The sequence below is a fragment of the Permianibacter fluminis genome (assembly GCF_013179735.1).
In the GTDB taxonomy this organism is placed as follows: domain Bacteria; phylum Pseudomonadota; class Gammaproteobacteria; order Enterobacterales; family Permianibacteraceae; genus Permianibacter; species Permianibacter fluminis.
Genome location: NZ_JABMEG010000001.1, coordinates 1,005,566 through 1,030,356, shown reverse-complemented (window position 1 = coordinate 1,030,356; position 24,791 = coordinate 1,005,566). Strand labels below are relative to the sequence as shown.

Annotated in this window: 23 protein-coding genes; 12 read left to right on the top strand and 11 right to left on the bottom strand. The window is 60.8% G+C overall.

Annotated features, from left to right (window positions below; all coding sequences use genetic code 11):
- Positions 1-91: 91 nt before the first annotated feature.
- Positions 92-2,506 (top strand): penicillin-binding protein 1A, encoded by a 2,415-nt coding sequence (locus tag HPT27_RS04575; RefSeq protein WP_172239573.1) that lies wholly within the window; start codon positions 92-94, stop codon positions 2,504-2,506.
- Positions 2,507-2,635: 129 nt separating this feature from the next.
- Here HPT27_RS04575 and HPT27_RS04570 read toward each other — a convergent pair whose 3' ends face one another.
- From HPT27_RS04570 to HPT27_RS04555, 4 genes are all read right to left on the bottom strand, one after another.
- Positions 2,636-3,889 carry a malic enzyme-like NAD(P)-binding protein gene (locus HPT27_RS04570; protein WP_172239570.1) on the bottom strand — a complete coding sequence of 418 codons (1,254 nt, stop codon included), beginning with the start codon at positions 3,887-3,889 and terminating at the stop codon, positions 2,636-2,638.
- A gap of 146 nt (positions 3,890-4,035) precedes the next feature.
- Positions 4,036-4,890, bottom strand: a complete 855-nt coding sequence (locus HPT27_RS04565; RefSeq protein WP_172239567.1) for a thermonuclease family protein — start codon at positions 4,888-4,890, stop codon at positions 4,036-4,038.
- A 5-nt stretch (positions 4,891-4,895) separates the two neighbouring features.
- Complete coding sequence (gene rpmE, locus HPT27_RS04560) at positions 4,896-5,111, bottom strand: 50S ribosomal protein L31 (RefSeq protein WP_172239564.1); 216 nt, start codon at positions 5,109-5,111, stop codon at positions 4,896-4,898.
- A gap of 173 nt (positions 5,112-5,284) precedes the next feature.
- Entirely contained in the window at positions 5,285-6,226 is a 942-nt protein-coding gene (locus HPT27_RS04555; protein ID WP_172239561.1) for an arginine deiminase-related protein, read from the bottom strand.
- A gap of 164 nt (positions 6,227-6,390) precedes the next feature.
- Here HPT27_RS04555 and HPT27_RS04550 point away from each other — a divergent pair, with 164 nt between their 5' ends.
- Positions 6,391-8,493: a TonB-dependent receptor plug domain-containing protein gene (locus tag HPT27_RS04550; RefSeq protein ID WP_172239558.1), complete on the top strand. Its 2,103-nt coding sequence runs from the start codon at positions 6,391-6,393 to the stop codon at positions 8,491-8,493.
- Between the two features lie 68 nt (positions 8,494-8,561).
- Here the strand turns inward: HPT27_RS04550 and HPT27_RS04545 are convergent, their stop codons facing one another.
- The 4 genes from HPT27_RS04545 to HPT27_RS04530 form a co-directional block, all read right to left on the bottom strand.
- A complete protein-coding gene (locus HPT27_RS04545; protein WP_172239555.1) occupies positions 8,562-8,747 on the bottom strand; it encodes a hypothetical protein in 186 nt (61 codons plus the stop codon).
- Positions 8,748-8,782: 35 nt separating this feature from the next.
- The gene (locus HPT27_RS04540; protein WP_172239552.1) at positions 8,783-9,229 is read right to left on the bottom strand and encodes a hypothetical protein; all 447 of its coding nucleotides are present in this window, start codon (positions 9,227-9,229) and stop codon (positions 8,783-8,785) included.
- Between the two features lie 118 nt (positions 9,230-9,347).
- A complete protein-coding gene (locus HPT27_RS04535; protein ID WP_172239549.1) occupies positions 9,348-10,835 on the bottom strand; it encodes an AAA family ATPase in 1,488 nt (495 codons plus the stop codon).
- Positions 10,836-11,030: 195 nt separating this feature from the next.
- A complete protein-coding gene (locus tag HPT27_RS04530; protein WP_172239546.1) occupies positions 11,031-11,369 on the bottom strand; it encodes a c-type cytochrome in 339 nt (112 codons plus the stop codon).
- 205 nt (positions 11,370-11,574) lie between these two features.
- Between HPT27_RS04530 and coq7 the strand changes: the two genes are divergently transcribed.
- The 8 genes from coq7 (at position 11,575) to HPT27_RS04490 (ending at position 20,636) form a co-directional block, all read left to right on the top strand.
- Positions 11,575-12,243 (top strand): 2-polyprenyl-3-methyl-6-methoxy-1,4-benzoquinone monooxygenase, encoded by a 669-nt coding sequence (gene coq7 / locus HPT27_RS04525; protein ID WP_172239543.1) that lies wholly within the window; start codon positions 11,575-11,577, stop codon positions 12,241-12,243.
- A gap of 163 nt (positions 12,244-12,406) precedes the next feature.
- Complete coding sequence (locus tag HPT27_RS04520) at positions 12,407-14,761, top strand: LPS-assembly protein LptD (protein WP_172239540.1); 2,355 nt, start codon at positions 12,407-12,409, stop codon at positions 14,759-14,761.
- The gene (surA, locus tag HPT27_RS04515; protein WP_172239537.1) at positions 14,758-16,071 is read left to right on the top strand and encodes a peptidylprolyl isomerase SurA; all 1,314 of its coding nucleotides are present in this window, start codon (positions 14,758-14,760) and stop codon (positions 16,069-16,071) included. Before HPT27_RS04520 ends, surA begins: the two co-directional genes overlap by 4 nt.
- A complete protein-coding gene (gene pdxA / locus HPT27_RS04510; protein ID WP_172245091.1) occupies positions 16,072-17,112 on the top strand; it encodes a 4-hydroxythreonine-4-phosphate dehydrogenase PdxA in 1,041 nt (346 codons plus the stop codon).
- Positions 17,109-17,927, top strand: coding sequence for a 16S rRNA (adenine(1518)-N(6)/adenine(1519)-N(6))-dimethyltransferase RsmA (gene rsmA, locus HPT27_RS04505; RefSeq protein WP_407950901.1), 819 nt, complete (start codon positions 17,109-17,111; stop codon positions 17,925-17,927). Before pdxA ends, rsmA begins: the two co-directional genes overlap by 4 nt.
- 112 nt (positions 17,928-18,039) lie before the next feature.
- Positions 18,040-19,443: an alkaline phosphatase gene (locus HPT27_RS04500; protein ID WP_172239534.1), complete on the top strand. Its 1,404-nt coding sequence runs from the start codon at positions 18,040-18,042 to the stop codon at positions 19,441-19,443.
- Between the two features lie 17 nt (positions 19,444-19,460).
- The gene (locus HPT27_RS04495) at positions 19,461-19,937 is read left to right on the top strand and encodes a peroxiredoxin (protein WP_172239531.1); all 477 of its coding nucleotides are present in this window, start codon (positions 19,461-19,463) and stop codon (positions 19,935-19,937) included.
- A 285-nt stretch (positions 19,938-20,222) separates the two neighbouring features.
- The gene (locus tag HPT27_RS04490) at positions 20,223-20,636 is read left to right on the top strand and encodes a hypothetical protein (protein ID WP_172239528.1); all 414 of its coding nucleotides are present in this window, start codon (positions 20,223-20,225) and stop codon (positions 20,634-20,636) included.
- Positions 20,637-20,760: 124 nt separating this feature from the next.
- Here the strand turns inward: HPT27_RS04490 and HPT27_RS04485 are convergent, their stop codons facing one another.
- Together HPT27_RS04485 and HPT27_RS04480 are read right to left on the bottom strand one after the other, a co-directional pair.
- Positions 20,761-21,261: a Pycsar system effector family protein gene (locus tag HPT27_RS04485; RefSeq protein ID WP_172239525.1), complete on the bottom strand. Its 501-nt coding sequence runs from the start codon at positions 21,259-21,261 to the stop codon at positions 20,761-20,763.
- Between the two features lie 191 nt (positions 21,262-21,452).
- Positions 21,453-22,229, bottom strand: a complete 777-nt coding sequence (locus HPT27_RS04480; RefSeq protein WP_172239522.1) for an exodeoxyribonuclease III — start codon at positions 22,227-22,229, stop codon at positions 21,453-21,455.
- 161 nt (positions 22,230-22,390) lie between these two features.
- On the opposite strand from HPT27_RS04480, the gene pyrE reads away from it, so the two are divergent.
- Positions 22,391-23,038, top strand: a complete 648-nt coding sequence (gene pyrE, locus HPT27_RS04475; RefSeq protein WP_172239519.1) for an orotate phosphoribosyltransferase — start codon at positions 22,391-22,393, stop codon at positions 23,036-23,038.
- Entirely contained in the window at positions 23,022-24,053 is a 1,032-nt protein-coding gene (locus HPT27_RS04470) for a hypothetical protein (RefSeq protein ID WP_172239516.1), read from the top strand. Before pyrE ends, HPT27_RS04470 begins: the two co-directional genes overlap by 17 nt.
- 106 nt (positions 24,054-24,159) lie before the next feature.
- Here HPT27_RS04470 and slmA read toward each other — a convergent pair whose 3' ends face one another.
- A complete protein-coding gene (slmA, locus tag HPT27_RS04465; protein WP_172239513.1) occupies positions 24,160-24,780 on the bottom strand; it encodes a nucleoid occlusion factor SlmA in 621 nt (206 codons plus the stop codon).
- Positions 24,781-24,791 lie beyond the last annotated feature (11 nt).

Sequence of the window (24,791 nt, the reverse complement as noted above, 5' to 3'; positions counted from 1 at the left end):
TTTTTTTGGTTTTTCTGTCCGGTAAAACCCGGGGAACCGATATACTGTGTTGCCCGTCCCAGTCAGGCACTAAATAGCCGGTTTTTCGTCCATGCCCCTACCATCCCTGCCCCCTTTGCCCCGTTGGCTGCGTCTTGGCCTGTCGCTGATCGCGCTGGCCGTTTGCCTGCCCGTGCTGGCGGTTCTGGCGGTCTACCTGCAGGTAGCACCGCAGTTGCCGCAGGCCGCCGAGCTGCGCGAAATGCGCCTGACCACGCCGATGCAGGTCTATACCCGCGACGGCAAGCTGATGGCAGTGTTCGGCGACAAGCGCCGGATCCCGGTGCGTTATGAGCAGATTCCGCCGCTGGTGGTAAACGCCTTTATTGCAGTCGAGGATCAGCGATTTTTCCAGCACGGCGGCGTCGATATGTGGGGCTTGCTGCGGATCGCGGTCAGCAACCTGACCAACGATCGGGCCGAAGGGGCGTCCACCATCACCATGCAGGTGGCCCGCAATTATTTCCTCAGTCGCGAACGGACGTTGGCGCGCAAGTTCACAGAAATCTTCCTTGCCCTGCGAATCGAAGACGAATTCGACAAGCAGGCCATCATGGAGATGTACCTCAACAAGATTCACTTCAGCCACAAGGCCTATGGCGTGGCGGCAGCGGCTCAGGTTTATTACGGCAAAACGCTGGATCAGTTGGAGCTGCATGAAATCGCCGTGCTAGCCGGCATTCCGAAGGGCGAGTCCGACTACAACCCCATTAGCAACCCGAAAAAGGCCACCGCACGACGCAACCACGTGCTGAACCGGATGCGGGCCGAGAACTTCATCAACGAAGAACAGCTGCAGCAGGCGCTGGCAGTGCCGGTGGTCTCGAGTTACCACGGACCGAGAGTGGAGCTGGAAGCGCCGTATCTGGCCGAGATGGTCCGCCAGAGTGTGGTCCAGCAACTCGGCGAGCAGAAGGCCTACGAAGATGGCGTCAAGGTCTGGACCACGGCGCCGGCCGACGTCCAGCTGGCGGCCAATGCGGCGTTGCTGAACGGCTTGCGCGACTATGACCGCCGCCATGGCTATCGCGGTCCTGAGCAACATTGGCCGGCCGCCGAGCTGGCCGAACGCGACACCGTGCTGACCCGACTGGCCAAACTGCCGGTGCTGGCCAACGAGCCGGTGGCGGTCGTCACCCAGCTAACCGAACAAGACGCCAAAATGCTGCTGGCAGACGGCAGTGAAGCCAGCCTCGCCTTGGCCGACATGGCTTGGGCGCGGCAGTACATCGATGAGAACCGGATGGGGCCGGCGCTGAAGTCGGTCAAGGATGTGCTCGATGTCGGCGATGTCATTCGCATCGAACAATTGCCTGCCAGCGAGGACAAGCCCGCGCGCTGGGCGCTCGGTCAGGTCCCGAAAGTGGGTGGCGCACTGATCGCGCTGGCGCCGAAAACCGGCGCCGTGCTGGCGCTGGTTGGCGGCCTCGACTTTGAAATCAGCCAGTTCAATCGGGTCACTCAGGCCCGGCGGCAACCGGGCTCGAACCTGAAGCCATTTGTCTATTCGGCCGCGCTCGACAACGGTTTCTCACCCGCTACCATCATCAACGACGCACCGATCATCAACGAAGACAACGGCGAAGACGAAACTTGGCGACCGGAAAACGATGCTGGCCGTTATCTCGGTCCGATCCGGCTGCGCGTCGCGCTGACTCGGTCGACCAACTCGGTCTCGATTCGGTTGTTCCAGGCGCTGGGCCCTGACACGGTCATTGCGCATCTGAAGAAATTTGGTTTCCCGGAAGCGCAGCTGCCGCCGTACCCGGCGCTGGCACTCGGTGGCGCCTCGGAAATCACGCCGTGGGAATTGGTGCGCGGTTACGCCATTTTGGCCAACGGCGGCCTGCGCGTGGAACCGTGGTTCATCAGCCGGGTGGAAGATGGCGCCGGCAATACCTTACGCGAGGTGCTGCCACCGGCCGGTGAGCGTGTGCTTGATGTCCGCAATGCCTACCTGATGACCGACATCATGAAAGACGTCATCCATCGCGGTACCGCCTTGCCGACCCTGGTCGCCAACAAATCACCGCTGCTGTTGAGGACTGATCTGGCCGGCAAGACCGGCACCACCAACGAGTCACGCGAAGCCTGGTTCTCCGGCTACAACCCGGACATCGTCGCCAGCGCCTATGTCGGTTTTGATGATCACAGCAAAGCACTGGGCCGCATCGAATACGGTGGCAAGGCCGCGCTGCCGATTTGGCAGCAATTCATGGAAACGGTGCTGGTCAATCTGCCGATTGCCGCCGACTTGCCGCCGCCCGGTATTGTCGCCGCGCGTATCGATGCCGAAACCGGTCTGCTCGCCGCCAGTACCAGCAAAACCGCGGTCCAGGAACTGTTCATGGCCGAACACGCACCAACCGAAACCGCGCCGGCCAATGCCGATGAAAACCCGGACGTGTTCAACAATCCGAACGAGCCCGATCAGCCAGCAAGCACCGGTGACGAAGCACTGTTCTGAGCTGTCATTGCATTCGGTACCGTCAACGCGCGACCGTGTTTGACACCAACAAAAAGGCCCGCAGTGCGGGCCTTTTTGTTTCAGCATCGTGATATCGCCGTCGTCAGCTCAGCATCACTCGCCGCGCCATCACGGCTGCGGCGGATAGTGTTCCGGATACGGCAACTGGGCGACACCAGTGCGCACCGCCGCCGCGGCAACCGCTGGCGCAACCCGATCACGCAGGCGCGAATCCATCGGTTTCGGAATGATGTATTCCGGACCGAACTTCAATGATTTCAGATCCGGATAGGCAGCCAGCACTTCCGCCGGCACCGGCTCTTTCGCGATCGAGGCGATGGCATCCACCGCGGCGATCAACATTTCCTGATTGATGCGACGGGCGCGGACATCGAGCGCGCCACGGAAAATGTACGGGAAGCCGAGCACGTTATTGACCTGGTTCGGATAATCCGAACGGCCGGTCGCCATCATCACATCCGGACGTGCCGCCTTGGCGACATCCGGACGAATTTCCGGATCCGGATTCGACAACGCAAACACCAGCGGATTTGGCGCCATTTTTTTAATCATGTCACCGGTCACCAGATCCGGACCCGAGACGCCGATAAAAACGTCGGCATCGGTCAGCGCATCTTCCAGCGTGCGCTTGTCGGTGTTGTTGGCGAACATGAATTTGTAGGCGTTCAAATCTTTGCGGCCGGCGTGAACCACGCCTTGCCGATCGACCATGAAAATGTTCTCGCGGCGGGCGCCCATGCTGACCAACAGGCGCATCGAGGCAATGCCGGCTGCGCCGGCGCCGAGGCAGACGATTTTCACTTCTTCGATTTTTTTCTTGCCGATTTCCAGCGCATTGCGCAGTCCGGCGGCGATCACCACCGCAGTGCCGTGCTGATCGTCATGGAACACCGGAATATCAAGCCGCTCGATCAGCGCTTCTTCCACTTCAAAACACTGCGGCGCTTTGATGTCTTCCAGATTGATGCCACCAAAGGTCGGCGAAATGCGGACCACGGTTTCGATAAGAGTCTGGGCGCTTTCGGCATTGATTTCGATATCGAACACGTCGATGTCGGCAAACTTCTTGAACAGAACCGCCTTGCCTTCCATGACTGGTTTGCCCGCCAGCGCACCGACATCACCGAGGCCGAGCACAGCCGAACCGTCAGTGATCACGGCAACCAGATTGCCTTTGGCGGTGTAGCGATAGGCAGCGGCCGGATCCTTGGCAATTTCGCGTACCGGCTCGGCAACACCCGGGGTGTAGGCGAGCGACAAATCGTTTACGTTTTCGGTCGGTTTGGTGATCGCGATGGCGAGTTTGCCTGGCCGTGGCTCCTCGTGATAACGCAGGGCCGCGCGCCGCTTCTCTTCTTGCATGATTATGTAAGTCCTTGAAAAAAAAGAGAGGATAAAATTTTTTTAGTGGGCCAAGTGTAACGTTTTTACGGCGTCGGCACAGTAATGGACCAACCAGTTATAAGCGACGGTCATGAACAGCAATGCGCCGAAGTCGGCCGCTGCATTCAGCGGGACAAGACCACATCCAGTGCTTGCGGATGACGCAGATCGAGATGGGCTTTGCCATCACGCCAATTGAGCATGCCGCGTACCGCGAGCGACTCGCCGATCGCCGGCAGCTGCCATTGACCGGCAAACCGCGGCGCATTTTCAGCCCGGACATGCACCAGCACGCGCCGGTCCAGTTCCACGGTAATGGCACCGCCGCGCTTGTGGTAAGCCGTCACCCGACCTTGCAGCAAGTGATACGCCGCGGCGCCCGCACGCAGCGACGCCACCGGCTGCACCTGAAATTCCGGCAGCGCCCAGATGCCGCGTTTGGCCGTTCGCGCCGTGGCTTCATAGCGCTGATAGCAGCGCCACAGGCTGTCGTTGGGCGGAAAGATATAGACGTGCGCCAAGCCTTGTTCGAGCTGGGTCTGGCCGACATCGAGCCCATCGGCGCGGATCAGCTGCGCCAGCGTGCGGCCGTGGACATCGTATTTCTCGTGGTCGGTCAGCAGGCTGACCTGGCTGTGCTTCGGCAGCAGCCACTGCAGTTTTTTCTTGGCTTCGAGCGCCAGCGCGGTGCTGCGTTCGGGATGGTCGCGATCGAGCTCGAGGGCGCCGAAGGCCAGCAGACGAACCCGGCGACCGTCCTGCAGCCGCACGGTATCGCCGTCGCTGACGGCGGCAATGGTGACCAACTCTGGCACACCCGGCAGCCGGCACAGCGGTTCCGGCGCGGCGGCGTCGACCCGCGCTGCCGCAAGCAGCAGCCCGCAGAAAATCCGCGCAAGCCATAGCGATTTCCGAGCCCATCCGGTGCCAGGCGGAAAAAGAAAAAAGGCGCTTTTCAGCGCCTTTTTGTTCCGAAACATCAGCATTACTTGGTCGGACGGGCCGCGCCAAAACGCTTGCGGAAACGGTCAACACGACCACCGCTGTCAACAATCTTGTGCTTGCCGGTGTAGAACGGGTGGCAGGCCGAGCAGACGTCGAGGTTCAGATCGCGACCAGCGGTCGAACGGACTTTGATCACGTTGCCGCAGGAGCAGGTGGCGGTGATTTCCGCGTACTTCGGGTGAATGCCTTCTTGCATGATGTTTCTCCGCATGCCGCCGCCCAACCTGCCGGGATCTGCCATCAGATCCCAGGCGCCCTTGCTGCTGGATCAGGTAAACCTGACCGGGCTGGGTACCGCACGCCTGTAAAAGGGAGGCGGATCATACCCGCGCGCCGGTAACGCTGCAACGATCGAAATTTGACCAGATTTCAGGTGGCCACGTCGTCCGCCCGCGGCAGGAACACCTCGGCCAGCATGCAGCGGGCGCTGCCGCCGCCGACCGCCTCGATGGTCGGAATCGCCACCGGCAACAAGCGGCCATGCCGGCCGAGGCGCTCGCGCTGGGCTGCGCTGAGGTGATCGAACGCCGTCTGCGACAGCACCAGCAAGCGCTCACCGGCGCGGCTTTGCAGCTGCAGCAGGTTGGCGCAAAAGCCCTGCTCGGTCTGGTCCAAGCTGAGCTCGACAAGCTCGCGACCCGATTCGGTCAGCGCCGCCAACACCGCCGCCCGTTCGGCCCGGTTGGGCAGCGCCTCCGGGCAAATCAGCGCAAAACGCTCGCCAATGCTGAGCATGACATTGCTGTGGTAGAACGGCCGGCCGCTGCTGGCGCGGGTATCGAACAGCACCGGCTGGTAACCCAGCTCAGCGGCATGAACCTGCACCAGCTCGCTGTCGCAGCGCTCGGAGCGCGCGGCAAACAGCCGCCGGCTGAGGTGATCAAACACCAGCGCACCGGTGCCCTCCAGCGCCTGACCCGGCGCCGCCGCCAGCTGCGTCGTGCGCTGCACCCGAAAGCCGGCTTCCTGCAGCAAGGCGGTCAGCGCTTGCGGCCGCACTTCTGCCTGTCGGTTGGCGGTCCGCATGGGATACAGCTGCAGCCGACCGTCCGGCCAGGTCGAGAACCAGTTATTGGGGAAGACCGCATCCGGCAGCGGCGGCGTGTCCAGGCCTTTGCCAAGCAGCAGCACCTGCACGCCGGCAGCGCGCAAGCTCGCGACCATTGCGGCCGCTTCCGCCAGCGCCCGCTCACGCACCGCCGCGGCGTTGCGATCCCGATGCTGGAAATCGTTGTCGCGGGCAGTCTGCTCGTTAAAAGCAAAATCATCAGGCGGTACCATGACCACCGTATCAGTTATATGCGGGCGCATGACTTTCCAGAGCGGAATTGGCTGGATGAAACCGGGTGGTGGCCATGGTAAAGCCGGCGTGCCGCGGAAAAAATAGCGCGCCGAAATAACTGGGACGAGCGCTTCAAGTACCAATGTACTAGACTTGGCGCTGGTCTCCCTCCGCCCGGTGGACTGATTTCGCCATGGACCTGTTGTGCAGGCGGTGGCGGCCATTGTGGCTGCTGCTGCCCTTGTCATTGTCGCTGCCACCATTGGCGTTCGTCGCCAGTGCCGCCGAGCCATTGGCCGCCGATGATCTGTTCGCACTTGATCTGGACAGCCTGCGCAACGTCAAAATCGTCACCGCCGCCCGGCGCGAACAAAGCCTCGACGAAGCGCCCGGCTCCCTCACCGTGTTCACCCGGGAAGAAATCCAGTCACTCGGCGTTCGCACGCTCGACGAGTTACTCAACTTTGTTCCGGGCATGCGCACCTACAACTTCGTCGGCCCGGACACCTCCGGCAAAACCGTCATCGAAACCCGCGGCGTTTACGAACCCTACGGCCACATGATCCTGCTACTGCTCGACGGCCAGCGCTTGTCGGCGGCCTACAACGGCAATTTCACCGGCGCCAATCGCTGGCTGTCACTGACGCCGATCGAACGGGTTGAAATCATTCGCGGTCCCGGCTCGGCGCTGTACGGCGGCAATGCCATGCTGGCGGTGATCAACCTGATCACCGCGCACGACACGCCACGGCAAACCGCGCTGATCGAAACCGGCGATTTCGATCACGTCCGCACCGCCGTGCAAACTGGCGCCGGCGCGCTCAGCGAACCACATTGGCGGGCGTGGCTGGAATGGCAGCGCGATCACGGCGACGACTACGACGACGCGTTTGATCCGCTCGGCAGCCAAAGCGGCACCCGCGATCCGCATCGCGGCCGCGACGCGCTGTTGTCCGCCGGCAATGACGCGGTGGAATTGCAATTGCGCCATCACTGGCGTCGCAGCGACGATTTTTATCTGCTGGGCCACATGGCCAACGGCATCAATTACAGCGAAACCGAACAGAACAACGCTCGCTTGTCCTGGCAGCTGCACAGCGGCAATCAGGACTGGACCTTGGCGGCCGCCTGGCTGCAAGCAAGCTGGGACGGTTTGACCGAATTGGCACCGCAAGGCGTGCCGCCGTTTTTTGCCGCAGATTTTATCGGCGGTCCGGCGCTGAAACATGAAGAATGGCAATTCGCCGCCGACGCCATCTGGTCAATCGACGCCGACAACATCGTCAATTACGGGCTGGCCTATGAAGACGCCAGCATTCCGCGCTCCGCCGCTTACGGCAATTACGATACCCGCAGCTTCGTTTATCTCGGCGACGTCGTCTTGCAGGACGACGATGCTCATCGCATTGTCAGCGACACCGATCGGCAATTGCGCGGCGGCTACGTGCAGTGGGATCACCGCTTCGATGCCGATTGGCGCGGCGTGCTCGGCGTGCGGGTCGACGATTACCATCCGGGCGAGCGTGCGGTGACGCCGCGGGCGACGCTGCTCTGGCGGCGTGATCGGCACAACCAGTTGGAGTTGCAATACGCCGAAGCCTATCGGCCGCCGTCGCAAGCCGATCAATTTATCCAGGAAACACCGGTCGTCGCCGCCAGCACCGTGATCGAACCCATGGAATCGCAAACGCTGGAAGCAAGCTGGCAGTATCGTGAAGAAAACTGGGACAGCAACCTGACGCTGTACGCGCTGAACATTGACAACCTGATCGGCCGCATTCCGCAAAGCGATGGCCGGGTCCGGGTGGGCAACAGCGGTGAACTGCACACCCGCGGCATCGAATGGAATTATTCCCGGCAAATGCGTGACGATTGGCTGCTGCGCCTCAACGTCAGCCACGTTTTCGCCGCCGAAACCCGTGGCGCGCCGCCCGATGTCGCGCTCAGTGAAAATTTCGCCAGCCGAGACGTGCTGAGTTTCAGCAGCCACTGGCAAGTCGAGCAATTGCGAATCGACCTGCTGGGCCAGTGGGCGCGTGCCGTCGCTGCACTTGATGACAATCGGGACTATGGTCAGTGGCATCTGCAGCTGCGCTATCCGCTCGCGGCGCAATGGGAGCTGTATGGCGGCGTCCGCAATATCGGCGATCAGGATGTGCTGGCCGCCGAACCGGGCCGCGGTTTAGGTACTGACAGCAATGGCGAGGTGGTGCGGGAATTGCCACAGCGTGGGCGGCAGTGGTTGATTGGTTTGCGCTGGCGATTTGGCAGCGAATCATCGCCGGCCGCCGAATAATCCGGACTCAGCGCAACAGGTCAGCACCGTCCCATCTTCACTCTGGTAACGCGCTGCTGTGATCTTCGCTACTGCGCTTCGGTCTTTTCGGCACCGCAACGCACACAGCGCAGCAACGTTACCAGCTTGCCCTGTTTGACATCGAAACCGGTGTTCTTGACTGGCTGCCATTTGTGAAAGCCTTCCCGGCACAGCGGGCTGATGCCTTTCTGCCGCGCTTTGCGCGCTTTCTGCAAGGACACCACATTGCTCATCGGCTTGCCTCGGTTACCGCGCGGACGAGCGGCGCTTAACTCGCGGCCATCAAACTGGCCAGCGAGGCTTTGTCCGGCAAGACAAACTGACGCTTGGCTTGTTCGCTGTCGAGGGTGTCGGCGTGGTAGTACTTCAACAGCAGGCCGCGGGCATCGGTCAGCAGATCCGGATTGCCGGCGATGAATGCCTGCCAATTCGCTTGCCGCTGCACGCCTTGCCGCGCTGCCATCACCGCCAGCAATGCGTAGGTGATCGTGGTGTGGAATTTCTCACTGGCGCCGAGCGAACTGGCGTAGCGCTGAATGGCGCTGGCGAAATGGCGCTGCGCCAGAATCACCGACTCCCGCTCCAGAAACAGAAATGCGGCGCGCAGATGGCCGACATGACTGAAAAAGTCTTTCGGCAGGACGGCCGTTTCAAACTGGCGCAAAAATTCGCTGTCGGTCAGCGCCAGCTGGGTGGCAAGTTGCTCTGGGTTCATGGCTCTCGGTCTTTTGTTGTTGTAGTAAATGCTGTTAAGTCGATTCAGGCAAATAAATTAGGGCCAGCGAATTTCAGCACGCGAGACTCAACCCTCACGTTCACCAGCGGCGGCACGGTCAGTTATCGGCACTGACCGTGCGGCCCTGGGCCCATTGCCGCAACGCTTCGATATGTTCCGCCATAACCACTGACAAGGGCTGTGTGGTGGTTAACGCTTCCAGCACGCCTTGCTGCTGCAACGGCTTGCCATCGGCATGGGCCCGGTACAAACCGGCAACCACCGCTTGTTCGATCTCCGCACCAGAGAAGCCATCGCTGGCGGCCGCCAGTTCCGGCAACTGGAACGCTTCTGGATTGCAGCCGCGTTTGCGCAGGTGAATGCGGAAAATGTCTTCGCGGATGGCCGGCGTTGGCAGATCGACAAAGAAGATTTCGTCAAAGCGGCCTTTGCGGATCAGTTCCGGCGGCAGTTGCTCGATGGCATTGGCAGTGGCGACGACAAAGACCGGACTGCGCCGCTCCGCCAACCAGGTCAGCAGCGTGCCGAGCACGCGACGCGAGGTGCCACCGTCGCTGTCGTCGGTCGCCAGCCCTTTTTCCATTTCATCGAACCAGAGCACGCAGGGCGCGACCGCTTCGGCCATCTTCAGTGCCTCGCGCAGATTGCGTTCGGTTTCACCGTGGTATTTGTTGTAAAGCGTGCCAAAATCCACCCGCAGCAGCGGCAGACCAAGCAACCCGGCGCTGGCTTTCGCGGCCAGACTTTTGCCGCCACCCTGGACGCCGACCAGTAGCACGCCTTTCGGCGGTTCCAGACCTTTTGGTGGCTCGCCAGTGAAAAACACTTCCCGCTCGCTGAGCCAACGTTTGAACTGGCGCAGACCGCCGACTTCGGCAAATTTTGCCGTCTCGTATTCGAACGAGACCACGCCGTTCATGTCGAGCAACTCGAATTTGGCGCGGTTGATTTCCGGCAGTTCGTCTTCGCTGATGGCGCCGTCATCGTAAATGACATTGCGAATCAACCGGCGGGCATCGTTGTGGGTCAGGCCGCTGAGCAACCGGGTCAGGCGATCGAGAATGTCGCGATCACTGCGGACTTTCTGGCCGTGCTCACTGCTGTAGCGACGCGCCTCCTCGGCGATCATTTCGCGCAGTTCGGTGCTCGATGGCAAGCTCAATTCCAGCCGCGCCGACAAGCGCTTCAGCTCATCCGGCAAGGCCACGGCATGCGAGACAAAGACCAGCGTGCGACCGAGCTGTTCATGCGCCAGCGCGATTTCCTTGATCAAGCGGATATGGGTCGGATCATCGAGGTAAGGATGAAAATCAAACAGCACGTAACAGCCGGGATGGCGGCTGCTACGGATGTGCTCGAGCAATTGCCGAGGCGAATTGGCCTCGCTGTGGCTGCTGTCGAGCGACAGATCGTGACGGGCCAGACCCGCCACCACGCTCCAGCTGAAAAACGGTTTCGGCTGCTGTTTCAGTGCCTGCCGCAGCAAATCGACCGCGCGTTGCTCCTCGCGCGTTTCCAGCACGATGAGCGGCGTCTGGCAACGCAATAGCAAACTCAGATCATGCAGATCGCGGGATTCGGTCATGGCAGTGGCGGTTACCGGCGCAGCGCGGCGTCAGGGCCATTGGCACCGGACCACCGGGAGCAAAAGAAAAGGGGCCGCTATTCTGCCTGCGGCCCCCTTTTCTCACCAGTGCGGCGATCACCCGTCCGGTTATCACCGCACTTACGTACCGGCACGCCGATCAGCCGCAGCCAATTCGGCGCTAACGCCGCCGGTTTATTTCAGTGCCAGGATGAACTTGATCATCGTCTGTACTTCGGCATCCGGCACCCGGCCCTTGTGCGGCGGCATCGGGATCTGGCCCCAGGTGCCGGCACCACCGTTCAGCACTTTTTGCACCAGCATCGCTTCGGCTTTGGCATCACCGCGGTATTTCTCGGCGACCTTTTTGTAGGCCGGGCCGACCAGTTGGCTGTCGATGGCGTGGCAGGCAACGCAGGCGTGTTTTTTCAGCAGATCTTCGGCCGGGCTGGCAGCGGCGGTACCGGCCAGCAGCACGGATCCGACCAGCGCGGTCAGCGCTGCAGCATTCGATTTCAGTGAAACAAGCTTCATGACGGACTCCAGCGGACAAACCGGTGACGGCAGCGTCGACCGGCAGGTTAGGGATGGGGGGGCAAAAACCTGTGCGCGGCAAGTGTAGCCGTTTGCAGAACGATCGTTTTGGCCTTTGCTGCGGCGAATTGACGCAGGTCAAGCAGGCAAGGGCCCGGCAATTCCGTATCATGCCGGTCTCGCCCCGCTGCCTGAAGCCTGCCTCATGTCCGCCGCCACCGCCGAACGCCAGTTCACGCCGCTCGACCGGCTCTGCGCCAGTGCCGATCACCTGCTGCGCACCCTGCTGGCGCCGGCACCAGCTGCCCGCGCCAATCCGGCCAGCCAGATCACCGATTCCAGCACGCTGACCGACAGTGAACGCCAGCATGCCGCCGGCCTGATGCGGGTCAACCACGTCGGCGAGGTCTGCGCCCAGGCCCTGTATCTCGGTCAGGCGCTGACGGCGCGCGATGCCAATCTGCGCTGCCATTTGCTGGCGGCGGCCAAGGACGAAGCCGACCATCTGGCCTGGTGTGCCGATCGGGTTCGCCAGCTCGACAGCCACCTGTCATGGCTCAATCCGGTCTGGTTTGCCGGCGCCTATGCACTGGGCGCGGCGGCCGGACTGGCCGGCGACGGCTGGAATCTCGGCTTTGTCGTCGAAACCGAACGGCAGGTCGAAGCGCATCTGGATGGGCACCTGTCCGATCCGGACCATAGCCTGCCGGCGGCCGATCACGGCAGCCGCGCCATCGTCGAGCAAATGAAGCGCGACGAAGTGGCCCATGCCGACGCCGCGCTGGCCCTCGGTGCCCGCGAACTGCCAGCCGCCATCAAACTCGCCATGCAAGCCGCTGCCAAAGTGATGACCCGCACCGCCTACCGGATTTGAGCCGAGCCGATCCGCCACGGCAAACAAAACCGGCCGGGACACTCGCGACCCGAACCCGCACGCCGTTGTCGTGAGCCGACCGAGGCTCGGGTATGATGGCCCGCCTGTTGCCAGCCCATTGTTACTACCGGTGCCCTTCGTTCCTGCCACTGCCCACACCGTCATGCCCCGTCGCCATCCGATTGCCTGCGCGCTAGCGCTGGTCCTGTTCGGGGTGGTGCATCCGGCCGTGGCCGATTCCAGCACCGAAGCCGCGACTGAAACTGCGACCGAAACCGGGACCGAACGCAAAGCGCCGGACGCGAACCGCAGCGACAGCGGTTTCATTCAGGCCAGCTGCCCGGTTGGCAAACCGCTGGCCCGGCAAACCGAGGCCAGCCAGGATTTGCTCAGCGAACCGCTGAACGCCAAGGCCGACTGGACGGAAAACCGTTCCGAAAATGAAACGCTGTTGCACGGCAACGTGCAGCTGCAACACGGCAGTCGCTCGTTGCGCGCGGACGACGCCCGGCTCGACAACGGCAGCAGCCAGATGGAAGCGACCGGCAACGTCGTGCTGACCGATCGCAATATCGAAATGCGCGGCAGCTCGCTCAGTGCCGACATGAATCGCGAAAGCGCCACCGTGCGCGACACCGAATACCGGCTGACCGATCGCGGCATGCACGGCTCGGCCAGCGAATTCGCCGTCCGAGAAGACGGCTTCATCACGCTCAAGGACGCCACCTTCACCAGTTGCCCGGAAGGCGATGAAAGCTGGCTGCTAAGCGCCGATGAAATGGCGCTCGATCGCACCGAAGGCTGGGGCGAAGCCTGGAACATGAGCATCGATCTGTTCGGTGTGCCGGCGGTGTATCTGCCGTGGCTGACCTTTCCGATTGACGATCGGCGCCGCTCCGGTTTGCTGATGCCGACCTTCAGCAATGATCAGGAAAACGGCCTCGACATCGCGCTGCCGTATTACCTGAATCTTGCCGAGAACTACGATGCCACGCTGACCCCGCGCTGGATCGAAAATCGCGGTTTCCAACTCGGCTCGGAGTTGCGCTATTTGACCGAGGCCAGCACTGGCAAAATCTATGCGGAAGGGCTGGCGAACGATCGCAATGCCTCGCAGGAAAAGGCCACCGATCGCTGGGCCTATGATGTTGATCACCGGACCCAGATTTCGCCGCACTTGTATGGCCTGATCAAAGCCGCCGGCGTCAGCGACGATGACTATTTCCAGGATCTCGGCCGCAACGTTGCGGTCGCCAATGCCAACACGCTGACCCGCACCGGCGTGCTCGGCTACCGCGATCAATATTGGCAGATGAGCTTGCAGGCCTATCGCGCCCAGGTGCTGCAAACCGCGTCCGCGGACGAGCCGTACCGGAAATTGCCGGAGCTGCGCTTTCTTGGCCAGTTTCCCCGCCTGCTCGGGCCGCTGGCGTTCAGCGTCGAAGGCAGCGCCACCCGGTTTGACCATCCGGACCCGAGCCGCGATCTCGCCGACCGCAGTGATATCGCGCCGCAACTGAAGTTGCCGATGGAAACCATGTGGGGCTACCTGACCCCGGCAGTGAAATACCGCTACAGCAAATACGAATTGACCAATCAGCTGACCGACGACGTCACCACCGTCAAACGCGAGCTGCCGATTTATTCGCTCGACACCGGTTTGTTCTTTGAGCGCGAATTGCAGGCCTTTGATCGGGATCTGGTGCAGACCGTGGAACCGCGCATTTATGGTCTGTATGTGCCGTACAAGGATCAGGATGCGATTCCGCTGTTCGACACCACTGAACCCACGCCGAGCTTCAATCAACTGTTTCGCGACAATCGCTTCGTTGGTACCGATCGGCAAGGTGACACCAGGCAAGTCAGCGTCGGCCTGACCACCCGCTTCCTCAGCGCCGACGGTGGCGATGAATTGCTGCGTTTGTCGCTCGGCCAGGCCCGTTATCAGCATGACCGGGAGGTCACGTTGTTGGCCGGCGAGCCCGCCGACACCAGCGATCGCTCGCCGGTGTTCGGCGAAGCGGCGATTCGGCTGAATCAAAAGCTGGAATTGCGCGGCCTGACCGGCTGGGATGACCAAAAAAACAACACCGTGCGGGGCAGTTTTGCCCTGCACTATGAACCGGACGAGCGCCGCGTGGTCAATATCGAGCACCGTTATCGCGAGTACCGCGATCGCAATGCCGAACAGACCGATTTTTCTTTTGCCTGGCCACTGTCCGGCAACTGGCAGATGGTTGGCCGCTGGCAGCATGATCTGGCGGAAGCGACCGATATCGACAGCTTTCTCGGGTTTGAATACGAATCCTGCTGCTGGGCGGTACGTCTGGTCGGTCGGCGCTACTTGAATGTCGAGCTCGACAATGAAGGCAACATCATTGGTGACGCCAATGAGTACGACAATAGTGTGTATTTCCAGTTTGTGTTCAAAGGTCTCGGCGGCGCCGGCAGCAACAGCCTGCGCAGTTTGCTGACCGAAAGCATTGATGGTTACGAAGACAGGTTGAGTCCACGATGATGAAGTTTCTGAACAAATCCGCCACGGTGTTGGTCGCGGCGCTGACGCTGACCCTGTGCAGCAGCTTGACCGCCCGTGCCGGCGAATCGCTTGACGAGGCGGTTGCGCTGGTCGATGACGACGTCGTGCTGAAGAGCGAACTCGACCGTCGCGTCGCCAGCGTCCGTCAGGATCTGGCCGCCCGAAAGGTCAAACTGCCGAGTGAAACCGTGCTGCGCCAACAAGTGCTGGACCGCCTGATTACCGACAATGTGCAATTGCAGATGGCACGCCGGGCCGGGGTTCGGGTGTCCGATCAGGAACTGGCCCAGATCATCGAAAACATTGCCAAGGAAAACCAGCTGTCGCCGGAACAGTTCCGGCTGAAACTGGCCAGCGAAGGGCTGAGTTATGAACTGTTCCGCGAAGATCTGCGCAACGAAGTGCTGATCAGCCGGGTCCGTCAGGGTGCTGTGGCCCGCCGCGTGTTCATCAGCGAGCAGGAAGTGCAGACGATGATGGAAACGCTGGCCAGCGAAGGCGAAAGCCACACCGAGTACCACCTCGGCCACATCCTGTTGCCGATTGCCGAAAGCGCCAGCACCGAAGAGGTGCGTGAGACAGCAGAGCGCGCCCAGAAGCTGGTGAGCAAGCTGCGTGATGGCGGCGATTTTGCTGAACTCGCCATCGCCAATTCGGCTGGACAGGAAGCGTTGCAAGGCGGCGATTTCGGCTGGAAGACCATCAACCAATTGCCCGGTCTGTTTGCCACCGCCGCCAAGACCTTGAAGCCTGGCGAAGTGTCGGAGCCGCTGCGTTCGGCCTCCGGTTTGCACATCCTGAAATTGTTCGACAGCCGCGGCAACGAGCGCGTGGTCGTGCAGCAAACTCATGCGCGCCACATTCTGGTCAAGCCATCGACGATTCTCAGCGAAGAAGACGCCGAGAAAAAAATTCGTGGTCTGTATGAACAATTAAAAGCTGGTGCCGATTTCGCCGAACTTGCCAAGAAAAATTCCGAAGATCCGGGCTCGGCCAATCAGGGCGGCGATCTGGGCTGGGCCAATCCGGGCATGTTTGTACCGGTATTCGAGAAGACCATGGCCGGCCTGCAACCGAACCAGATTTCGGAACCGTTCCGCAGCGAATTTGGCTGGCACGTGATGCAGGTGCTGGAGCGCCGTGATGACGACCAGACCGAAGAGCGCAAGCGTCAGCAAGCCTACCGGGTGTTGCAGTCGCGCAAATACGACGAAGAAGTCGAGTCCTGGGTGCGCGAAATTCGCGATCAGGCTTTCATCAAGATTATCGAAAAACCCAAGGCCAGCTAAATCGTGAGCCGCGTGCTGGTCACCACCGGCGAGCCGGCCGGCATTGGCCCGGAGCTGCTGGTGCGACTGGCCCAGCGGCAGTGGCCTTGCGCCCTTGCCGCGATCGGTGATGCCGATCTGCTGCAGCAAACCGCCGCGCGTTTGCAGGTGCCGCTGCAACTGCAGCGCACGGACAGCAAAGTCGAATGGCCCGTGCATCAGCCGGGCCATTTGCTGTGCATTCCGGTGCCACTGACAACGGCGGTTGTGCCGGGGCAACTCGCGGTCGCCAATGCCCCGTTTGTAGTCGCGCAATTGCAGCAAGCCGCTGATGCGGCGCTGGCTGGCGACATCGACGCCATCGTCACCAATCCGGTACACAAGGGCATCATCAACGACAGCGGTTTGCCATTTACCGGTCACACCGAATTCTTCGCCGCTTGTGCCGGTGTTGCCGCGGCGCGCCGTGTTACGGGCGCTGTTGCCGGCGCCGATGCAGAACCCGTCCCGGTGTTGATGCTGCTGGCAACCGAAGGCTTGCGGGTTGCGCTGGCGACCACGCATCTGCCGCTGCGCGCCGTCGCCGATGCCATCACCGCCGCGCGACTGCGCCATGTGCTGCAGCTGCTGGCGCGCGAATTGCGCCAGCGCTTTGCCTTGTCGGCGCCACGCATCGCCGTGCTGGGATTGAATCCGCATGCCGGTGAAGGCGGCCATCTGGGCGATGAGGAAATTCGCGTGATCGAGCCCGTCATTCGCGAGTTGCAGGCACAGGGCCTGAACCTGATCGGGCCGCTGTCAGCCGACACGGCCTTTAATGCCGACAAGCTGCCGCAGTTTGATGCCTATCTGGCGATGTATCACGATCAGGGCCTGCCGGTGTTGAAAGCTCGCGGGTTTCACCGCAGCGTCAACATCACGCTGGGCTTGCCGTTTATTAGAACCTCGGTCGATCACGGCACCGCGCTGGATCTGGCTGGCCGCGGGGTCGCGGATGCCGGCAGCCTCTGTTACGCCACCGAAGTGGCGCTCGATTTGATTGCAAAGCGAACCACGCCATGAGTAGTGATAGCCCAACGCCAATGGCGAGCGAGCTGGCCAACAACCACAAAGCGCGCAAACGTTTTGGCCAGAATTTTCTGCATGACCAGAACATCATCGGCAAGATTGTTCAGTCGCTGAATCCAAAACCGGACGATCATCTGATCGAAATCGGCCCCGGTCTTGGCGCACTCAGCAAGCCGGTGTTGCAACGCGCCGGCAAGCTGACCTGCATCGAGCTGGATCGCGATGTCATTCCCATTTTGCAGCACGAGCTGGCCGGGCTTGGCGAGCTCACCATCCTCAATCGCGATGTCCTGAAAGTGGACTTCGCCGAGCTGGCCGCAGGCCGGTCATTGCGGGTATTCGGCAATTTGCCGTACAACATTTCGACGCCACTGATTTTCCATTTGTGCGACTACCTGCCGGCCATCACCGACATGCTGTTCATGCTGCAAAAGGAAGTGGTGGAACGGATGGCGGCCGGGCCGGAAGACGACGCCTACGGCCGGCTGTCAGTGATGCTGCAGTATTACTGCGACGTCAGTTATCTGTTTACCGTACCGCCCGGTGCGTTCCGGCCAGCGCCGAAAGTGCAGTCGGCCATTGTCCGGTTGTTGCCGCACCGGCAACGGGCGCTGCGCCCGGATCAGGAGCCGCGTTTCGCCGAGCTGGTCAGCCTGGCATTCAATGCCCGTCGCAAAACGCTGCGCAATGTCTGGCGCGACGTGGTCAGTGAGGCGCAATTTGCTGAGGCGGCGATTGATCCGATCTTGCGGCCGGAAAATCTCGCGCTCGACGATTATCTGCGGCTGACCCGCTTGCTGTATCCCTGAACCGCTTTCTGCGCGAGCCGCTGCCAGCAATCGTTTCGTTTGACTGGTTTGGCTCTTGGCCGTCAGTCGATGGTCGGTATAACGCTTTCTGTTTCTGCGAGAAAAAATTCCGATGAAAACCGCACGCCTTGTTGTCGTCCTCGGCCTTTGCACGCTCACCGTCGGCGTCATGCCGGCACTCACGACCGCGAAAGAAGCCGCGGTGAGCACACCGCGCCGCATCATCCTGATGATTGGCGACGGCATGGGCTTTGGTCAGGTCAGTGCCTACCGGCAATACGCCGACAACCCGGCGACGCCGGCGCTGGAAAGTACGGTGTTCGATGACTTGCTGATCGGCACCATCGCCACCCGGCCCTCGGGCGACAGCGATCTGATCACCGATTCCGCCGCCGGCGCCACCGCTTACGCTTGCGGCGTGAAATCCTTCAACGGCGCCATTGGCGTCGACGCCGATAACAAGCCTTGCGAAACGGTGCTGGAGCGCGCCGGGCAACGCGGCAAGAGTACGGGCGTGGTTGTCACCTCGCAGCTGACGCACGCCACACCGGCAGCGTTCTACGCCCATGTCAGCAGCCGCAAGAACATTGCCGAGATTGCCGAACAGTTTTTTACCGGCACCGGTGCTCGGAAAGTGGATGTCGCGTTCGGTGGCGGCGCTGACGATTTTTCTGCCAGCCAGCGCCAGCAATTGCAGCAGTCCGGCGTGCAGTTGGTGACAACGCCGGCACAACTGGCGGCACTGAAACAGCCGCCAACGTTCGGCACGTTTGCCGCTGCCGGTTTGCCGATGGCCATCGACCGTGATGCCAACACGCCCAGTCTGGCCAGCATGACCGACAAGGCGCTGGCGCTGCTCGATGCGAATCCGCGCGGTTTTTTCCTGATGGTCGAAGGCTCGCAGATCGATTGGGCCAGTCACGGCAATGACATCGTTGGTGTGCTCAGCGAAATGCAGGACTTTGCCACCGCCATTGCAAGCGCGCGCCGCTATGCCGACCAGCATCCGGATACGCTGCTGGTGATCACGGCCGATCACGAAACCGGCGGCCTGAGCCTCGGCCGCGACAAACAATGGCAGTGGCGGGCGACGTTGCTGCACCAGATTCGCGCCAGTGCGGCCGGCATGGCTGCGCGCGTGCTGGCGGGCGAAGACGCCGTTGCCACCTTGCAGGCTTTGAGCCCGATCATCGCTGATGACGCTGACCGCGCCCGGCTGAACGCCTCCGAGCGCGACGCCGATCGACTGGAAGAAGCCTTTGCCGACATCATTGCCAAGCACAGCCTGACCGGCTGGACCACGCGCGGTCACACCGGCGCCGATGTTCCGCTGTATGCTTTCGGTCCCGGCAGTGCCAGCCTGCGTGGCCACCACGACAACCACTGGCTGGGTCAACGCCTGATGGAGTTTGTTCAGGCCGGCGGACCAGCGCCGTCGGCAGCAAACCGGTCGATGACAGACCGTTCGAAAACAGGCCGGTCGCAAACAGACCATTCAACAACCGCTAAGCCATGACCACCAAGGAGCAAGCCATGATCAATGTCGGTGACAAAATTCCGGAAGCCACGTTGCATGTGATGGGCGAAAAAGGCCCGGAAGCCAAATCCAGTCTGGAATTGTTCGGCAAAGGCAAAGTCGTGCTGTTTGCGGTGCCAGGCGCCTTCACCCCGACCTGCTCGCAGGCACACTTGCCGGGCTATGTTGTCCACGCCGACGCCATCAAGGCCAAAGGCGTCAGCACCATCGCCTGCATGGCAGTCAACGATGCGTTCGTCATGAGTGCCTGGGGCAAAGTCAGTAACGCCGAACACATCCTGATGGTGGCCGACGGCAACGCCGAATTCAGCAAGAAACTCGGTCTCGACGCCGATGCCAGCGGCTTCGGCATGGGCCAACGCTCGCGCCGGTTCGCGCTGATTCTTCAGGACGGCGTGGTCAAACATGTCGCGGTGGAGCAACCGAAGGAATTCAAGGTCAGCTCGGCAGAAGCGATTTTGGCAGCGCTGTAATTTGCCGCTGTGAAAAGTTGCGTCGTCGGCATTGGTCAGTCGGACTGAGCCGCCAGCGCAGTGAGGCGCATCGCTGACGCTGCGTCTATTGCCAGCATCTGCACGAGGACGCATGCAGCCTTGTGCGAGATAGGGAATATCCGTGCTGTACCTCTTTGCTGGAAAGACGCTTTATCAGGTGGAATGGACCTCACAAGAGCGCGAACGGGAAGTCGCCGCGTTTCGGGCACTGTTGCCTGCCTTGTTGCGCACGATTCCGATTGGGCTGCTGCTGGTGGCTCGACCTTGCACCTGCTGACAAAATGGGGCGCGCTGCTGCCACAGGCTCAGATCCTTTGGGGCGCCGCCTTTATAGGCCCTTTTCTGTGGGTCGTGTATTACCCTGTCATTCACTTTTCGAAGCCCGCGATTGCCTTTAAGGAAAAAGGCATTCTCCGCGCCGGCATAAGCTCCCGTTACATCGTCTGGAAACTCGTACAGGGCGCAAAGCTCATTCGCTATACCGACCGCAACGGTGGTGAGCTTGTGCTGAATTTTCGGCTGAATTCTGCCGAGCGCATTGCGCTACCCGGCAAGACTGATTTCGATGTCGTCAAAATGATCTTGCAGGAAAAGCTCGGCGATAAGATTGCATTTTCGGCGCAGAGCGCTCCGGTTCCGACTTCATTTTTACGGCGACTGTTTCCAAACAGGACATGACGGATTCGGTTTTGCGGCGGAATCGAAAGCGATTGGCGGCTTTGTATATTTCACCGGGAAATGCGCTTGCATTGTCAAACTTCCATGTGTCTTTGCGGCAGCTGAGCTCATCGAATAGAGAGTCTCAGAAGAACAGTAACACGCCAGCAATGACAAATCCGGCCAGAAACGTCACATAAGCCCAGCGCAGAAACCGGTATTTCTTCCAGGCCAGATACTGGCCCATGCGATAGATTTCCTGCAGTTGCAGATCGTAGGCGCTGGCCGGGTTGTTGAGCAGCGTGGCCATTTCCTGTCGGTATTGCTCGAAGCTCATATCCTCAAAGTCGGCGAAGAACAGCAGGTTGCGATCGGCGATCGGGCGTTTGTCTTTACCGAACAGCAGTTTCGGCATGACCACATAGCAGGCCAGAATCAGGGTAAGCAGGCACGCCGCCATCAGCGCCATGACCGCGTGTCGCAGGCCCGGATTGTTCAGCTGTGGCAACGACAGCGTCAGCACCACCGATGACATGGTCAGCAGCATGTTGGCTTTCTGATCGGCCATGGTCGACAGCGTCACGTGGTGGGCGCGGGTTTGCCGGATCAGTTGATCGAGGTAGTTGGCGGGCTCGTTGATGGGCATGGCGAAACCTCGGCAGTGACGTGATGACCCAAGCGGCCGGTGCGAATCCCCGGTCTGGCGGCTTGCTGCTGGTGCGGAAATCGGCGCTGACATTCGCGTCGATGTCAGCGTCTGCGTCAGCAGTGGCTTTAACAGCAGCTCTAGCACCAACAGCGCGCCCGGCCGTCCTCGGCCGGGTCATTGCAAGTGCGTTACAGTTTCAGATCGTAGTCGAGAATCAGCGGCGCGTGATCGGAGAACTTCTCGTCTTTGTAAATCTCGGCGCGTTTGATTTTGCTTTTTAGCGCCGGCGAGACGATATGGTAATCAATCCGCCAGCCAACGTTCTTGGCGTAGGCCTGACCGCGGTTGCTCCACCAGGTGTACTGGTCCGGACGTTGATCAACCACGCGAAAGGCGTCGACAAAACCGACATGGTCGAACAGCTCATCCAGCCAGGCCCGCTCGTGCGGCAGAAAGCCGGAATTTTTCTGGTTCGATTTCCAGTTTTTCAGATCGATTTCCTTGTGCGCGATGTTGTAATCGCCAACCACGATGTAGGGCGTTGCTTCCTTGGCCTTTTTCTTCAGGATGGGCATATACAGCTCAAGAAACTCGTCTTTGCAGGCTTGCCGTTCCGGACCGGAGGAACCGGATGGCAAATACAGCGAGGCGATTTTGACGCTGCCGTAATCGGCTTCGATGTAGCGGCCTTCGGTATCGGCCTGGGCAAAGCCGAGTCCGGTCTTGACCGACTTCGGTTTGATCTTGCTGTACAGCGCCACGCCGGAGTAACCGGGCCGCTCGGCCGGGAACAGGTAACGGTGATAGCCGTCGAGATGAAAGTCCGGCTCGTCGAGCTGATGGTCCTGCGCTTTCAGTTCCTGAATGCAGATGACATCGAGCTGGCGTTTGGTCAGCCAGGCAAACAGGCCTTTCTTGGCCGCCGAACGCAGGCCATTGACGTTGATGGAAGCCACGCTGAGCATGGGCAAGGTTCTCCTCTGATGGCCGCGGTTGGCCCACTGCGCCGACCTGTGCAGCTTGACGCGCCAGCCGATATTCGCCGCATCACTACTGGGTCGGATGTGCGCGGCAGGCTATCATAAGCAGCTGTTCTTGCCCGCTAGCCCGCCACGAGAGTTATCCGATGTTGTCATTCCAGCGCGAGTTCATCGAATTTGCCCTGTCCCGCCAGGTCCTGAAATTTGGCGAGTTTGAACTGAAGTCCGGCCGCAAAAGCCCGTATTTTTTCAATGCCGGGCTGTTCCAGCGCGGTCGCGATCTGGCCAAGCTGGGCCAGTTCTATGCGCAGGCCATCCAGACCTCGCACATTGCCGCCGACCTGCTGTTCGGTCCGGCCTACAAAGGCATTCCGCTGGTCTCCGCAACCGCCATTGCACTGGCTGAGCACCACAATGTCGACATGCCGTGGAGCTTCAACCGCAAGGAGGCCAAGGACCACGGCGAAGGCGGCCTGATTGTTGGCGCGCCCTTGCAGGGCAGAGTGCTGATCATTGACGACGTTATCACGGCCGGCACGGCCATCCGTGAGACCATGCAACTGCTGCAGCGCCATGGCGCGACCCCGGCCGGGGTCGTGGTCGCGCTGGACCGCGAGGAACGCGGCCAGGGGGAACTGTCAGCCATTCAGGAGATCGAACGGGAGTATGGCATTCCGGTTGCAGCCATTGTCCGGCTGCGCGATCTGATAAGCTTTTTGCAGGAAGCCCCGGCGTTCCGTGTTCACGCCGCCCATATCGAGGATTATCGTCAACGCTATGGCATCCGTGTCTAAATTTCTGCTGCTGATCGTGGCAGCGTTGCTGATCAGCGCCCCTGCGCTGGACGCCGCCCAAAACAAACCGAAGCCGGGCAAAACCAAAACCTCGTCCACGCCGCCGGGTGTGATGTACCGCTTCGTGGATGAAACGGGCAGTACCGTGGTCAAGGACTACCTGCCACCGGAAATCGTGCCGAAGGGCTACAGCATCCTGAATCTCGCCGGACAAACACTACAAGTGGTGCCGCCGGTACTGAGCAAGGCCGAGCAGGCGGAAGAAAAGCGCCGGAAACTGCAGGAAGCGGCCGATGAGCGGGCACGCAAAGAAGCGATCCGACGCGATGCCGAATTGATCCGCCAGTTTGCCTCGGTCGAAGACATCATGCGCGCGCGCGATACCCAGCTGTCCGCACTCGATGTCCAGATCAGCATCCGTAACGGGCAAACCAATCTGCTGACTACTCAGCTGGAAGAAATGCAGCGCCATGCCGCCGATTACGAGCGTCGCGGTCAGTCGGTGCCGTCGCAATTGTTGAAGGACATTCAGGAATCGCAGCGGCAGATTGACGACAACAAAGGTTTCGTCGATGCCCAGAACGGCGAGAAAAACAAAATCGCCGAGCGCTTCAAGAACGACATCATCCGGTTCAAGGAATTGCAGACCCAGCGGCTGCTGCGCAAACGTGATGAAAGCGGCGTGGAAGGCACTGAAGGCACCACCGCCGTCGTTTTGTGCCGCAACAATGAAGAATGCCGGAAGGCCTGGCAGCTGGCACAGATTTACGCCCGTGACAATGGCACCCGGTCGTTGGAAATCGTCACCGACACCTTGATCCTGACCGGCAAGCCGATGAACGAGCGCGATGTCTCGCTGGCGTTCTCGTTTGTCCCGGAACGCGATCAAGGCGCCCAGCTGGTGCTGGAAGTCAGCTGCGAGAAAAGCGATCAGGGTGCGGCCTTGTGTGCCAGCGAGCGGGTGCGCAATATCGTCGCCGGTTTCGAGAACTATCTGAACAGCCGGCTCAACTGAACCGACTGTCGGGCCGGCGTATTTCGCCAAATAAAAAAAGCCGCGCATCGCGCGGCTTTTTTTATTTGGCCCGTTGTTAACTGTGCGTTTTCTTATCTGTCCGGGCTCAAGCCAGTGCCGCCTTGGGCCGCCGCACGCCATTGGCCATGGCATCCTGCAACAGGCTCCATTGCGCATCCCACTGCGCGGTCGGCGCCTGTTTGAAATTGCTGCGAACAAACTGCCGCACCCGGCCTTCCAGAACCGCCAGCATCAAGTTGGCGGCGGCGTTGACATCGACCACCAGCGGCGCATTGGCATTAAGCACGCCTTCGCGCAGCACTTGCCGCAGCTGCATTTCCAACCGATCAAACAGTTGCGACACCCGGGCGGGCAGGCGCTCGTCTTCACCGATCAAAGCATCGCCGGTCAGCAAGCGCGACATGCCGGGATTGCGCGCGGAAAACGTCAGCACCAGGCTTATGATTTTGCCGCAGCGGGCGATGGCATCCGGCTCTTCATCCAGAATCACCCGAACCCGGGTGAACACCACTTCTTCGATGAAATCGAGCAGGCCTTCGAACATTCTGGCCTTGCTCGGAAACTGCCGATACAACGCCGCTTCGGAAACGCCGAGCGCTGCCGCCAACTGCGCGGTAGTGATCCGCTCGCCGGGACTTTGCTCCAGCATGCGGGCCAGGGTTTCCAGAATCTGCTGTTTGCGCGAACCTTCCGTACGAGTCGTCATGGCATTCTCCT

Bases quoted from the DNA above. Each gene is read 5' to 3' on its own strand.
- HPT27_RS04540 (WP_172239552.1), bottom strand. From the start codon at position 9,229: ATGAACCCAGAGCAACTTGCCACCCAGCTGGCGCTGACCGACAGCGAA.
- slmA (WP_172239513.1), bottom strand. From the start codon at position 24,780: ATGACGACTCGTACGGAAGGTTCGCGCAAACAGCAGATTCTGGAAACC.
- coq7 (WP_172239543.1), top strand. From the start codon at position 11,575: ATGTCCGCCGCCACCGCCGAACGCCAGTTCACGCCGCTCGACCGGCTC.
- HPT27_RS04575 (WP_172239573.1), top strand. From the start codon at position 92: ATGCCCCTACCATCCCTGCCCCCTTTGCCCCGTTGGCTGCGTCTTGGC.
- rpmE (WP_172239564.1), bottom strand. From the start codon at position 5,111: ATGCAAGAAGGCATTCACCCGAAGTACGCGGAAATCACCGCCACCTGC.
- HPT27_RS04555 (WP_172239561.1), bottom strand. From the start codon at position 6,226: ATGCGCCCGCATATAACTGATACGGTGGTCATGGTACCGCCTGATGAT.
- HPT27_RS04535 (WP_172239549.1), bottom strand. From the start codon at position 10,835: ATGACCGAATCCCGCGATCTGCATGATCTGAGTTTGCTATTGCGTTGC.
- rsmA (WP_407950901.1), top strand. From the start codon at position 17,109: ATGAGTAGTGATAGCCCAACGCCAATGGCGAGCGAGCTGGCCAACAAC.
- HPT27_RS04480 (WP_172239522.1), bottom strand. From the start codon at position 22,229: ATGCTCAGCGTGGCTTCCATCAACGTCAATGGCCTGCGTTCGGCGGCC.
- HPT27_RS04570 (WP_172239570.1), bottom strand. From the start codon at position 3,889: ATGCAAGAAGAGAAGCGGCGCGCGGCCCTGCGTTATCACGAGGAGCCA.
- HPT27_RS04550 (WP_172239558.1), top strand. From the start codon at position 6,391: ATGGACCTGTTGTGCAGGCGGTGGCGGCCATTGTGGCTGCTGCTGCCC.
- HPT27_RS04565 (WP_172239567.1), bottom strand. From the start codon at position 4,890: ATGTTTCGGAACAAAAAGGCGCTGAAAAGCGCCTTTTTTCTTTTTCCG.
- HPT27_RS04485 (WP_172239525.1), bottom strand. From the start codon at position 21,261: ATGCCCATCAACGAGCCCGCCAACTACCTCGATCAACTGATCCGGCAA.
- HPT27_RS04470 (WP_172239516.1), top strand. From the start codon at position 23,022: ATGGCATCCGTGTCTAAATTTCTGCTGCTGATCGTGGCAGCGTTGCTG.
- pyrE (WP_172239519.1), top strand. From the start codon at position 22,391: ATGTTGTCATTCCAGCGCGAGTTCATCGAATTTGCCCTGTCCCGCCAG.
- surA (WP_172239537.1), top strand. From the start codon at position 14,758: ATGATGAAGTTTCTGAACAAATCCGCCACGGTGTTGGTCGCGGCGCTG.
- HPT27_RS04500 (WP_172239534.1), top strand. From the start codon at position 18,040: ATGAAAACCGCACGCCTTGTTGTCGTCCTCGGCCTTTGCACGCTCACC.
- HPT27_RS04495 (WP_172239531.1), top strand. From the start codon at position 19,461: ATGATCAATGTCGGTGACAAAATTCCGGAAGCCACGTTGCATGTGATG.
- HPT27_RS04520 (WP_172239540.1), top strand. From the start codon at position 12,407: ATGCCCCGTCGCCATCCGATTGCCTGCGCGCTAGCGCTGGTCCTGTTC.
- HPT27_RS04530 (WP_172239546.1), bottom strand. From the start codon at position 11,369: ATGAAGCTTGTTTCACTGAAATCGAATGCTGCAGCGCTGACCGCGCTG.
- HPT27_RS04545 (WP_172239555.1), bottom strand. From the start codon at position 8,747: ATGAGCAATGTGGTGTCCTTGCAGAAAGCGCGCAAAGCGCGGCAGAAA.